Annotated in this window: 7 protein-coding genes and 1 riboswitch; of the genes, 5 read left to right on the top strand and 2 right to left on the bottom strand. The window is 36.4% G+C overall.

Features of this window, described 5'->3' with window-relative positions:
- Nucleotides 1–45 precede the first annotated feature (45 nt).
- Nucleotides 46–1,527, bottom strand: coding sequence for a RagB/SusD family nutrient uptake outer membrane protein (locus J2Y60_RS10325; protein ID WP_309917309.1), 1,482 nt, complete (start codon nucleotides 1,525–1,527; stop codon nucleotides 46–48).
- A gap of 24 nt (nucleotides 1,528–1,551) precedes the next feature.
- A complete protein-coding gene (locus tag J2Y60_RS10330) occupies nucleotides 1,552–4,821 on the bottom strand; it encodes a TonB-dependent receptor (RefSeq protein ID WP_309917312.1) in 3,270 nt (1,089 codons plus the stop codon).
- Between the two features lie 579 nt (nucleotides 4,822–5,400).
- A riboswitch (SAM riboswitch) is annotated at nucleotides 5,401–5,497 on the top strand.
- 185 nt (nucleotides 5,498–5,682) lie between these two features.
- On the opposite strand from J2Y60_RS10330, the gene J2Y60_RS10335 reads away from it, so the two are divergent.
- The 5 genes from J2Y60_RS10335 to J2Y60_RS10355 all read left to right on the top strand — a co-directional run bounded on the left by J2Y60_RS10335 (nucleotide 5,683) and on the right by J2Y60_RS10355 (nucleotide 13,197).
- A complete protein-coding gene (locus J2Y60_RS10335; RefSeq protein WP_309917315.1) occupies nucleotides 5,683–6,966 on the top strand; it encodes a TlpA disulfide reductase family protein in 1,284 nt (427 codons plus the stop codon).
- Nucleotides 6,967–7,024: 58 nt separating this feature from the next.
- A complete protein-coding gene (locus J2Y60_RS10340) occupies nucleotides 7,025–7,660 on the top strand; it encodes a YceI family protein (RefSeq protein ID WP_309917318.1) in 636 nt (211 codons plus the stop codon).
- Nucleotides 7,661–7,800: 140 nt separating this feature from the next.
- Nucleotides 7,801–8,745 (top strand): cytochrome c peroxidase, encoded by a 945-nt coding sequence (locus J2Y60_RS10345; RefSeq protein ID WP_309917321.1) that lies wholly within the window; start codon nucleotides 7,801–7,803, stop codon nucleotides 8,743–8,745.
- A 212-nt stretch (nucleotides 8,746–8,957) separates the two neighbouring features.
- Nucleotides 8,958–10,265, top strand: a complete 1,308-nt coding sequence (locus J2Y60_RS10350) for a TlpA disulfide reductase family protein (RefSeq protein ID WP_309917324.1) — start codon at nucleotides 8,958–8,960, stop codon at nucleotides 10,263–10,265.
- Between the two features lie 97 nt (nucleotides 10,266–10,362).
- On the top strand, nucleotides 10,363–13,197 hold the full coding sequence (locus tag J2Y60_RS10355; protein WP_309917327.1) for a TonB-dependent receptor: 2,835 nt from the start codon (nucleotides 10,363–10,365) through the stop codon (nucleotides 13,195–13,197).
- Nucleotides 13,198–13,268: the final 71 nt, after the last annotated feature.

Below are 13,268 nucleotides of genomic sequence, written 5' to 3' on the forward strand. Positions count from 1 at the left end.
TAATAAATCAACTTATTACCTATGCTTGCTAAAGACATTTAATGATTAATTATACCCAGGATTTTGTAAGTATAATCCTGCTTTTGTACCGATTTCTGTAGCTGGAACAGGATAAATTAAAAAGTCTGGGATTACTGTATTGATGGTTGTGATAGCATCATTTTTTATCCATGAGTTCATTTTAGTAACAGCATTTCCTGAACGAACTAAATCATTCCAACGGATACCCTCTCCTAAAAACTCTTTTCTTCTTTCTTCTAGCAAGGTATCAAAACTAACATTACTGATACTTGGTAGACCTGCACGATTTCTTACCTGATTCACCAAAGCATCTATTTCTGTTTGAGTTCCTTTAGCACCTTTTAAAATTGCTTCAGCCTTAAGTAACAAGATATCAGCATAGCGTGACACGATAAAATTAATTGGCCAATCTCTACCACTTGTCCCCTTTTTAGCAATATCAATATATTTTTTAATAAAAGGCTGAGAATATGATAATTGAATATTAAAGGCATTTCTTACATCAGCAGCGTTGGTTAAGTAAGAGGCTTTTAACTCCTTTGAGACATTAAAATTACTTGAGCCATAACCATTTCCATATGAATTTGAAATTCCCTGACCCGTCCAGAAAGCCACGGGAACTAGATGGCTAGGAAATCCTGCTCCATTTGAAGAACTCATGAATTGTACATCAAAAATTACTTCTTTGTTATTCTCATTGTCATAAGCGAACACTGATGGATAAGTTGATAACAATTGATATTGATTACTAGCGATTACTTCGTTGAACAATGCCAATGCTTTATCGTATTCATTACTATTGATACCTGCACCTTCGATATTATACGTTGGTCCAGAGCGAGTTAAGTACACCAAGCCTAATAATCCTTTGGCAGCATTGGCAGTGGCTCTGCCAATATTAGCACCAGTATACGCAGTAGGGAGATTTTGAGAAGCAAATTCTAAATCGGCAATGATAAGTTTATAAATATCTGCCACAGCACTTCTTGGTACAGACTCTACTTCGGCAGCCGTCAATGGTTTTTCAACCAAAGGAACTTTACCGAAAACACGTACTAACTGGAAGTAATAGAATGCTCTTAAAAAACGGGTTTCAGCAGTAAACCTTGCTCTTAAAGTAGCATCAGTAATGATACTTCCCTTGGTTTCAAGTGCTTGCAAAACCGAATTGGCATTAAATATGCCATTGAAATTATCGCTCCAAGCAGTAGCGATAAAACCTGTTGTAGTAATATTAGGCGAAAAATCGTTGATACCTTGCCAGTCGCGGTTACCATCGTGCAATGCATTCAAGTTATCGCTACGCATTTCCCCTAACCAAAGTACTTGACTAGGGTAGGATGTCAGTTTGCTGTAAACGCCATTTACTGCTTGTGTAAAGTCGTTTGTATTGGTATAAAAGCTTTCTGCTGTTGTACTTGAAACAGGTTGCTGATTGAGTTGATCTTCACAAGAGGAAAAACCTAATACAACGATACTAAGTGCTATATAAATTATTTTTTTCATGACTATAAAATGTAATTTCGTAAATTAAAAAGTAAGGTTAATACCCACAGAAGCCGTTTTACTTAATGGCATTGCACCATAGTCTCCAGGAATCGGGTAGCTACCATTACCACTTACATTGGTATTTTGTGCTTCAGGATTTACACCACCTCTATAATTATCATGGTTGAACCAGTTTTGTAAAGACACATACACACGAGCAGAAGAAAATACACCTGTTTTTGCTAAATCTCGCAAGTTATATCCTAGCGTAACATTCTGGATACGGATAAAGTCAGTTGAATAAACCCAATCAGAAGTTACTTGTGGTACTGTATAGGTCGACGCTAATTTACCACGAGGAGCATCATAATTTTGGTTTTCAGGCGTCCAACGTTCACGCCAAATACCCGAAATGTTGGCTGTTGTACTACCGCTAAAGTCGATAGCACGTCCGAAGTATGAAAGGATAGAACCCCCAACTTGTCCGTATGCCTGAATACTTAAATCAAAGTTTTTGTATTTGAAATTGTTGGTAATACCCCACGTATATTTAGGATTAGGTTGACCATACACTACGCGGTCGTTTGCATTGATTACGCCATCGTTGTTGGCATCAAAATATTTAGTATCGCCAACAGTCTGGTTTTTAATTTTAGCAACTTTAGGGTCATCAATATCGGCTTGTGTCAAAATACCAACTGCCTTGGTAACGTAGTAAGTAAACATTGGCAAACCTGGCTGTAAAATATAAGGAGCATTGCTACCGCTATATGCCGAAGGAATATAAATTGGTGAACCGTCGGCATTCAAAGAAATTACTTCATTACGGTTAAATGAAATATTAGCATTGGTAGTCCATTGGAAATCAGGGGTTACAATATTTCTAGTAGTAATGCCTAATTCTAATCCTTGGTTTTTAACAGACCCAATATTTTGTAAACTTGTAGAGAAACCACTAGCACCCAGCACAGGTAAATTCAATAATAAATCAGTGCTTTTCTTGGTATAAGCATCAAAAGAAACATTGATTCTGTTGTTCCATAGGGCAGCATCAAAACCAATATCATAAGTATTTGATGTTTCCCATTTCAAGTTCGGATTAGCCAATCCTGCTGCTACCTGTCCGCTCGCTACTACAGGAGTATTTCCGCCAAAGTTATAAGATGTACCAGCCAATGTTGGGATAGCATTATAATTGCCAATGTTGTTATTACCTGACTTACCCCAGCTAAAGCGAAGTTTTAAATCACTAATTACTTTACTATCTTTCAAGAAAGATTCTTGCGAAATTCTCCAACCGATTGATGCTGATGGAAATGTTCCCCACTGATTATTTGCCCCAAACTTTGAAGAAGCATCACGGCGAATACTTCCTGTGATTAAATATCTACCTTGATAATCGTATTGGATTCTACCATAGTATGAAAAAAGTGTGTTATTATTTTCATTCGTAGTACCTGTTACAGTCACACCTGCCGAGTTAGGAATGGCATTACTGATAGTATTTACAATGTTATTGGCAAAACCACCTGCTGTGCTAATGTTGAAGGCTTCGCTGTGTACGCTATTGAATGATACCCCTGCTACGGCTGCTACATTATGTACTTTATCGAAAGTTTTGATAAAATTAAGAGTGTTTTCATTTACAAAATTTTGCTTTCTATAACCACCATAAGAGCCACTAGCATTTTTCCCTGGGTTGGTAATACGCTCGGCAGCTCCACCAACAGCCACATAGTCGGATACATATTTTTTAGTTTGTTGATTTACGTCGTCGTAGTTGATGGTAGTCTTGGCAAAAAGGCTAGGTAAAATGTAGTATTCAGCATAAATCGATGTCAAAAGGCGTGTATTTTTTGTTAAACCAATCGAATTATTCAAAATAGCATAAGGGCTTACCAAACGTGGACTACTCCATGTATAAGTAGCAAACTCACCTGCACCACTGTTTAAGCCAGCATTTGCTTCTACCACAGGCGAAATTGTCGCTATATTCATGATAGGACTGTCCTTTCCGTCGCCTTGTGGCGTATTGTTTTCAGAATAGGTTGGAGCAAGGTTAATCCCAAATTTGAGCTTTTTATTGGCTTTTGCCTCAATATTGGCACGGACACCATAACTTTTGTAGTCAGTACCAATTAAAGTTGATTGTTGATTCAGGTAATTTCCTGAAAAGAAATAACTTACGTTTTCTGTACCACCAGTAGCAGATAATTGATAGTTTTGAAAAGAAGCTTTTCTATAAATAGCATCTTGCCAATCTACATATTGCAAACCCGGATGTCCCGCTATTGACCAACGTTCGTCGGGCATATAGGATGTATTGTATTCTCCAGCCTTCAATCCTAAAATTGCCCTACGTTGGTCATTGGTTTGGTCGGCTGTTCTACCAGTTCCAGAGCGAACCCAGTTAATATTGGCTACTTCAGTAGCAACATTTACCCATTCGTCGGCACTTAGAATATCTAATTTTTTAGCAATACTACTAATACCACTGTTGGCATTTAAATTAATTTTCAACTTGCCCGACTTCCCTTTTTTTGTCGTAATCAATACTACACCATTCGCCGCACGTGACCCATAAATAGCACCCGCTGCTGCATCTTTTAATACTTGAATGCTTTCAATATCATTAGCGCTTAAGTTAGCTAATGGACTTGTGCCAATACTTCCATCAGAGCTTTGTCCAGCTACATCCAACGGAAACCCATCGATTACATAGAGAGGCTCAGAACCAGCATTGATAGACCCCGTTCCACGTACTACGATACTTAGTCCTGCACCTGGTAAGCCAGATTGTTGTTTTACTTGTACACCTGCCATTTGCCCAACAAGTGCCTGTTCGATTCTTGAAATAGGCTTTTCTTCTAAATGCTTGGCATCAAAAGATGCCACAGAACCCGTAATGTCACTAGCTTTTTGTGTACCATAACCAATCACAACTACCTCATCCAAAGATTTAGCCGCAGGTTGAAGGGTAATATTAATAATCGTTTGATTACTAATTTTAACTTCTTGAGAGATATAGCCCACAAAAGAATAAATTAGCGTAGCATCTTTTTGATTAACTGTAATCGAATATTTACCATCTTGATTAGATGAAACACCTTTTTGAGTGCCCTTGATGATAACATTTACCCCAGGTAGAGCTTCTCCTTTTTCATCTTTAATAATTCCATTAATTATTTGTTCGCTAGACTTAATAGACTTATTGGCAATACTTTGAAAAGAAGTAATTCCTAAGACGATAATGATGGAAAAAAGACTTTGAAGTTTTCGTAAATGTTGTTTCCATTGATTGTGTTTGTCCATAACTTTTTTGTTTAATTTGATAACTTTGGCAAATACTTTCCCTTCCATCATTTTGCTGATGTTGCTAGTAATTGTCAAAAAATCTGGGTTTTAGCACGGTTAGGTGCTAATGTTTCATTCGAATTGTTTTAAGTAAGGAAATATTAACTATTAAGTGTAATTATGACACATTTATAATTACTCTATAAGACTTATGGGACAAATGTATAATCTGAGTTTTTTTTTGGCAAATACTTTTAAAAAAACTTTAATAATTCATTTCTAATTGTGCAATTCAAATATTTTATTGAATAAATAGAGTGGATTTTTAATGTAATTATGCATTAGTCTACTAAAATATAGGAGTTTCATTTTAAGCATTAAAGGTTTTTACACTTTTTCAGAAAGTAATGAGTTGTTAAAATTTGACAATTAATCACCCTTTTTAGGTATTTTAATGATAAAATTAACAATGAGTTTTATAGGGCTATAAGTATTTTCAGTGTTTTTGAAATGATAAAAAATACTTTTTTGCATTTTTTTAAATAAAGATTTGTTTTTGTCAAATTAAATTAATTAACTTTGTCCATAGAATAAATAGATTTATAAAGAACGAAGGGAGAGAGTAGGCTCGATGATCTTCTGGCAACCTGTTAGCCACCAACAAGGTGCCCCATCCTAATTCTAACGATAAATCGTATATACAATCAGTTTTTTTTATCATGAGTTAACATTCATTGATGTGGATGTGAGTTTATCTCATTGCCATCATCAATCCAAAATGTTTAGTATTTGATGACTACTTTTCATCAAAAATAATTGTTTGAATATATAATATACTAAATCTATATATTTAATAGGATAATAAATAAACTAAAACAAATGAAAACTACGAAGCAATTTCTATCACTCACCTATTTAACGATAGGTTCACTGGCATTCAATGTTGCCGAAGCACAAACCAAATTTATTAAAGAAGGCCAATGGCGTGGTGAATTTAAAGTGAACGAGGTACAAGTACCCTTTAATTTTGAAGTTAAAGGAAAAGATGCCGAACATGCAACGTTCACGTTGTTAAATGGCTCACGTAGAGACGATTTTCATGTAAAGCAAATTGCGAATGATTCAGTATTTATCAAAATGAATACTTATGATGCTGCCTTAGTAGCAAAAATAAATGATGATGGTACCTTGTCAGGAGTTTATAAAAGTCTTGTTCCAAATTTTAAAGGAAATTTCCTTCCATTTACGGCAGAATCTGGCAAAACGTATCGTTTTGTAGAACCTGCTAAAGAGATTCAGGCAAACCATAATTTGTCGGGAAAATGGGCTATTAAAATTATCAGCAAAGAGCCCGTAGCTGACCAAGTGGCGGTTTTTGAACAAAAAGGGAATAAACTAAAAGGTGTATTTTTGAAAGTAACTGGCGATACACGTGAATTAGAAGGTATCGTACAAGGAGATGAATTTGCACTGACAGGTTTTTCAGGACCAAGCCCTTGGTTAATTCGTGGAAAAATTAATCCTGATAAAAGTATTACTGGAGAAGTGGGCTTGGGTATTTACAACAACGTAAAATTTGAAGGGGTAAAAGATAAAAATGCAGAATTGCCTGATGCATATACGTTAACGCATTTAAAAGAAGGATATGAAAAACTAGATTTCACCTTGCCTGACTTGAATGGGAAACAAGTATCACTGAGTGATGAAAAATATAAAGGGAAAGTGGTTATTGTAGAAATTATTGGTACTTGGTGTCCAAACTGTACAGACCAAACTCAATTTCTTTCACCTTGGTTCAAGGCTAATAAAAACCGTGGCGTAGAGGCCATCGCAGTGGGTTTTGAACAGAAAGATGATTTAGCTTATGCAAAATATACATTAGGAAAACTAAGAGATAAGTACGACATCCAATATGATATTTTGTTTGGGGGGATTGCTGATAAAAAAGTTGCTTCAGAAAAATTTGAAGCTTTAAATAAAATGATAGCTTTTCCTACTACCATTATCATCGGGAGAGATGGCAAAGTAAAACAAATCCATACAGGATATACTGGCGAAGTAACAGGAAAATACTTTAAACAGTATGTGAAAAAATGGAACAAAGAATTAGATAAACTTATTGCTGAACCTGTTCCTGCCTCAGAAGTAGCTTTAAATAAATAATACAAATAATAAACTCGGTACTTAATCAAATAATATAATCTCAAATTCAATTATTCACATGAAAAAAATCGTTCTAATTCTGACAAGTGTTTTGACTTTCGCAATCAGTGCAAAAGCAACAAATGATAATAAAGGTAGTGATGTAACATACACCGTTGATAATCAGGCTAGTAAATTAGTATGGACTGGCAAGAAAGTAACTGGGGCACATACAGGAAACATTTCATTGAGTGCAGGTAATTTGGTTGTTTCAAATAATAAACTAAAAAGTGGCTCTTTTGATATAGACTTAACGTCGTTGACGGTAACGGACTTAACTGATAAAGATTATAATGCCAAATTAGTGGGACATCTAAAAGCTGATGATTTTTTTAGCGTTGAAAAATTCCCTAAAGCTAAATTTGTGACAACGGCTGTCACAGCGAAAGGAGGTGAAAACTATGAAATATCAGGCAAACTTACCATCAAAGGGATTACGAATGATGTGAAGTTTCCAGCTACTGTAAAAGTAGAGAAAAACAAAACGACAGCTCAAGCGAAAATTTTGGTAGACCGTACTAAGTATGACATTAAGTTTCGTTCAAAAAACTTCTTTGAAAACTTGGGTGACAAAGCTATTGAAAATGACTTCGAGTTAGACGTTAATTTGGTGGCTCAAGCAGGCAATGTAGCAGCTAAAGCTACTGGAAAATAAGTATTTGCACGTTAGATATGGGCAGATTGATAACGTGTTGAAATGCTTTTAGAAAAATTTAGAGGTGTAGACATATTTAATGTAATAAGAAAACACCTCTAAATTCTCCTGATTTTATATTTCTTCTATAAATTACCATCATGAAAAAATGCTTCTGCATACTCTCGGTAGCTTGTATTGTATTGATGAGTTTTCAGTATCAGATGCAAGAAAATGAACCTACTAATAAAATAGCGCTCGGAGAAAAACTTTTTTTTGACCCGATATTATCTTCTAAAAAAACATTAAGCTGTGCCTCATGTCACAAACCAGCACTTGCATTTGCAGATACAACGCAATTCAGTGTAGGTGTTGACGGCATTTTGACTGACAGAAATACACCTTCTGCGATGAACTTGGCTGGTAGAATACATTTGTTTTGGGATGGTCGTTCCAATTCCTTAGAAGAGCAAGCTATTCAACCGATTATATCAACAACAGAAATGAATCTTCCGATTGTGCAGGCCTTAGCGAGATTGAATGAAGATAAAGTATATAGTAGAGCGTTCAAGAAAATATATAAATCACAAGCCACCGAAAAGCTCTTGGGAGATGCTTTGGCGGCGTATCAAAAAACCTTAGAGACTGCCAATACTCCTTATGACCGTTATATTAATGGGGATGATAATGCCATGAGTCCAGAGGCTATCAGAGGACGCCTGCTGTTTATTGGTAAAGCTAATTGTGCCAATTGTCATGCAGGAGAAGACTTTACTGCGGATAGATTTAAAAATATAGGGTTATTCGATGGGCGAAAGCTCAATGATGTAGGGCGTTATAAAATCACGAAAGATTCTAGTCATCTAGGGCATTTTAAAGTCCCAGGCCTACGAAATGTAGCCATAACACCGCCGTATATGCACAATGGGGTATTCAAGACTTTAAAAGAAGTAATAGAATATTACAACCAGCCTGATGCTTTTGTGAAGAATGGACTTAATAGGGACTTATCCCTTAGTACCCCCTTGGGACTAAGTAAAACAGAAATAACGGAGTTAGAGGCTTTTCTAAAAGCACTGACCGATGACCGATTCTTAAAGAAATAGACGGCATTACAGCTAATTATCTTAAACCAAACGTATACCCTTTTATTGCTCCATTTTTTATATCCTTTAACAATTTAAACCTAATACTATGGTGAGGCTCGTTAAGTTTCATTTGGTCTATTATGACCGATGCTTATCAATTTATTTTAGTTAATCATCTTCAACAAAGCTTCGTCCATCAAAATCTTGATGGACGATTAACACAAAAAATCATGAAAAATAATTTTATAAAAGGAGTGTGCAATGTTTCATTGTTAACACTCTCATTGACAAGCACATCCTTTGCTGTTGAAAAACCTACTTTAAAAGAAGGCAAATGGCGAGGAGAGTTTCAGGTAAATGAAACTAGAGTCCCTTTTAATTTTGAAATAAAAGGAAAGACCATAGAATCATCAACACTGACTTTATTGAACGGAAGTCGACGAGATGACTTCAAAGTAAAGGCAATATCTGGCGATAGTATTTTTGTAAAAATGAATACCTACGATGCCGCTTTGATTGGTAAAATTGACGAGCAAGGTACTTTCAGAGGCGTTTATAAAAGCCTTGTTCCTAATTTCAGAGGGAACTCTTTACCCTTCGTGGCTGAGTTTGGTAAAACTTATCGTTTTGTAGAACCCGGAAAAGATTTAAAACCCGTAACGAATGTTACAGGGAAATGGAATGTGAAAATCATTAGTAAAGACCCTAATGCTGCCAATTCTATTGCTCAATTAGAACAAAAAGGCAATAAACTAACAGGCGTTTTGATGACGGTAGTGGGTGATACCCGTGAACTTGAAGGAACTATTCAGGGAAATGAATTCCATCTTTCAGGGTTTACAGGGCCAAGTCCAGTAGCTATCAAAGGCAAAATTAATGATGATTTAACAACCATAAGTGATGGTGAAATTAGTTTTGGAATTTATATTACCCAAAAATTTGAAGCAACAAAAGATAAAAATGCTTCATTACCAGACCCTTATAAGCTCACATTCTTGAAAGAGGGCTATAAAAAACTAGACTTCACGTTCCCTGATTTAACTGGCAAACAAGTATCACTGAGTGATGATAAGTATAAGGGCAAGGTAGTAATCGTAGAAATAATAGGAACATGGTGTCCTAATTGTACTGATCAAACTCGCTTTCTAGCTCCTTGGTTCAAAGCCAATAAACAACGGGGTGTAGAAGCAATAGCCATAGGATTTGAGCAAAAAGATGATTTAGAATATGCCAAATATACCTTAGGCAAACTTAGAGATTTCTTTGGAATTGAATATGATATCCTTTTCGGAGGTATTGCTGATAAAAAAGTAGCTACCGAAAAACTCGCAGCGTTGAATAGAATGGCGGCTTTTCCTACAACTATCATTATTGATAGAAAAGGAGATGTTCGCGAGATTTATACAGGTTATACGGGTGAAGTAACAGGTAAATACTTTAAAGATTATACCAAAAAATTCAATAAAGTATTAGATGGATTAATAGCCGAGCCTAATCCTTATGAAAAGGCAAATGTTACTACTGCCAGTTTGAAATGAGCTTCATCAATTAACTAACATACCCCCAAGACAGTTCGTAATACCTTGCCATGAGTATTACGGCTGTTTTAACCTTTCCATCTTAATCCCTCCCCTAATGAAACAAAAAATACTTATTTTATTTAGCCTAATCTTAGTATATGGCTCAGTTGTAGCACAACAACGTAATAATATCACAGGTAAAATAATTGATGCAAAAGATAATAGTCCCTTAGCAGGAGCTTCTATTCTGATAAAAGGTACGCAATCGGGTACTACATCCAATTTTGATGGAAATTTTAACCTTTCAGCAAAAACGGGAGATATTATCGTCGTCTCTTTTGTAGGATTTACCACACAACATATTAAAGTGGGCAATCAAAATCAATTGATAATCAAGCTTAATGCTGACCAGCAAGGTCTTAGTGAAGTAGTTGTAATTGGTTCTCGTTCAAACCAAGCTCGGACCAATATCGAAACACCTGTTCCAGTGGATGTAATTACTAGCAAAGAAATTGTTGCTACAGGTAGAACAGATTTATCACAAATACTAAGTTTTATTGCGCCTTCTGTCAACTCGAATAGACAAACGGGTGGCGATGGTTCAGCTCATATCAATCCACTAGCTTTAAGGGGGGTAGCGCCAGACCAAACCTTAATTTTAGTAAATGGAAAGCGTCGTCATACTAGTGCATTAGTGAACGTATTAGGTACGCCCGCTCAAGGAGCCTCATCCTCAGATTTAGATGCCATTCCAGTTTCTGCTATTGAAAGAATAGAAGTATTGCGTGATGGAGCGGCTGCACAATATGGTTCAGATGCGATTGCGGGAGTAATAAATATTGTACTAAAATCGAGTGTAGACCAAGGTCAAGTGACGATTACTACTGGTGAATACAATACTAGTTATCGTAATAAAAAAGATGGCTTTACTTTATTGACAGGCGTAAATTATGGTTTCCGCTTGGGTGAAAAAGGCTTCATCAACATATCTGGGCAAATTAATAACCGAGATGCCACCGACCGTTCAGGTTTTTATGAATATAATAACCGCTTAACAGGAGCTAAATTGTACTGGTTCCCTTATGCTGTTGGGACAAGTTCTGAAGTAGTTGATGCTAAAGAAAAATCTGTTGATAGGTATAGTTCTGCGAAAAGTGGGAACGGCAAACAAGAAAATGCCAGCTTATTTGTCAACGCATCTTTGCCATTAGGAAATGATGTAGAGCTGTATGCTTTTGGAGGAGTTTCTTCAAAATACAGTATTAGTGCAAACAATGCCTATCGTTTTCCAAATGGAACTACTACTATTAACAGTGTTTCAAGCCGTTATTTCCCAACGATTTATCCAACAGGCTTTTTAGGGGAAAATGCTGCTCGTTTAGTAGATGGCTCTTTTACGGCGGGAATCAAAGGCAAAGCCAATGGTTGGAATATTGACTTTAGTAATACTTCTGGGCACAACAGAATAGATTATACCGTTCAGAATACAATTAATGCCTCTATCGGTACATCAAGCCCTACTAAGTTCAATAGTGGTGCATTGGTTTTCAATCAGAATACTACCAATATTGGTCTTACTCAACGTTTTGAAAATTCAGCCATTAAAGCATTTAACGTGGCTTTTGGAGCAGAATACCGTTTAGAAAACTATCAAATTATTGCAGGAGAAGAAAAGTCTTACAAAAACTATGGAGATACTACTTACATCAGTACTGTAGGGGGTAAAACCAAAGGGGTAAGACCAGCAGGAGCACAGGTATTTCCTGGGTATCAACCTGCAGATGCACAAAATCAGTATCGCCATAGCATAGGGTTGTATGGAGATGTAGAAGCTGAAATCTCAGATAGATTTTTGTTGACGGGAGCTTTACGCTATGAGAAATACAGCGATTTTGGCGACCAATTGACTTGGAAAACATCTACCTCAATAAAATTGATTGATGATAAAAATAGTATCCTAGAAAGTCTTTCATTGAGAGGGGCCGTAAGTACAGGTTTTAGGGCTCCATCATTACAGCAAAAATATTATTCAGCGACTACCTCTATTCCGCAGGCCGATGGCAGTTTGATTCTATCACTGGTATCAAACAATGATAATAATGTTTCAAGGTCTTTTGGAATTCCTAACCTAAAGGCGGAAACTTCTAATAACTTTAGCCTTGGTCTTACTAGCCGAATTGCTAGCCATTTTACTGCTACGGTAGATGCTTACCAAATTAATATCAAAGACCGTATTACGCTTACGGGTACTTTTGATTTTAGTTCAATCACTAATAGCGATGCTACGATTAAAGGTGCGGCACAGTTAGTTAAAAACTTGCTGGCTAATTATCCTGATGTAAATGCGGCTCAATTTTTTGCAAATGCTATTGATACCCGTACACGAGGTATCGATGTGGTATTAGCGTATCGCAACAAAGTAGGAGCAGGAGCGCTTAATTTATCATTAGCGGGTAATTTCACTCATACCGAAGTAACAAATGTACATGTGCCAAGTGGCTTAACGTCGTCGGGAACTGAGGATGTTAGGCAGTATCTATCAGAACGTATTTTCTTTGACCGCCAACAAAGAGGACGTTATGAAAGAGGTACGCCACAAAGTAAAATAGTTTTATTGGCTGGCTATACGATAGGACGTTTGACGCCTAATGTGGTAGTAACTCGCTTTGGTGAATATACCTTTTATACAACTCAAAGCAATTTGAATAATACAACAGGTGGAAGAGACCAAGTTTTTAGTCCGAAGACCACCACAGATGTTTCATTGAATTATCAATTAAATAAGTCTGTAGGAATCACCTTAGGGTCAAATAACATTTTTGATGTATATCCAGACCAACTGAGCATTGCGAATAACCAAACGGGAACAGTACCTTGGGGTACTTCGGGCGGACAGCAATTCGGTTTTAATGGAGCATTTTATTATGGCAGATTAACCTTTAACTTCTAACTTTTTTTGAGAAAGCCCTTGCTAAAAACAAGGGCTTTCTCAATTTGAGCATCTATCATTGTGCTCCTAGC

This window comes from Arcicella sp. BE140 (assembly GCF_031456255.1).
Lineage (GTDB): Bacteria > Bacteroidota > Bacteroidia > Cytophagales > Spirosomataceae > Arcicella > Arcicella aquatica.

Excerpts from the sequence above, each read along its gene's own strand:
- J2Y60_RS10325 (WP_309917309.1), bottom strand. The coding sequence starts at position 1,527 with ATGAAAAAAATAATTTATATAGCACTTAGTATCGTTGTATTAGGTTTT.
- J2Y60_RS10330 (WP_309917312.1), bottom strand. The coding sequence starts at position 4,821 with ATGGACAAACACAATCAATGGAAACAACATTTACGAAAACTTCAAAGT.
- J2Y60_RS10335 (WP_309917315.1), top strand. The coding sequence starts at position 5,683 with ATGAAAACTACGAAGCAATTTCTATCACTCACCTATTTAACGATAGGT.
- J2Y60_RS10340 (WP_309917318.1), top strand. The coding sequence starts at position 7,025 with ATGAAAAAAATCGTTCTAATTCTGACAAGTGTTTTGACTTTCGCAATC.
- J2Y60_RS10345 (WP_309917321.1), top strand. The coding sequence starts at position 7,801 with ATGAAAAAATGCTTCTGCATACTCTCGGTAGCTTGTATTGTATTGATG.
- J2Y60_RS10350 (WP_309917324.1), top strand. The coding sequence starts at position 8,958 with ATGAAAAATAATTTTATAAAAGGAGTGTGCAATGTTTCATTGTTAACA.
- J2Y60_RS10355 (WP_309917327.1), top strand. The coding sequence starts at position 10,363 with ATGAAACAAAAAATACTTATTTTATTTAGCCTAATCTTAGTATATGGC.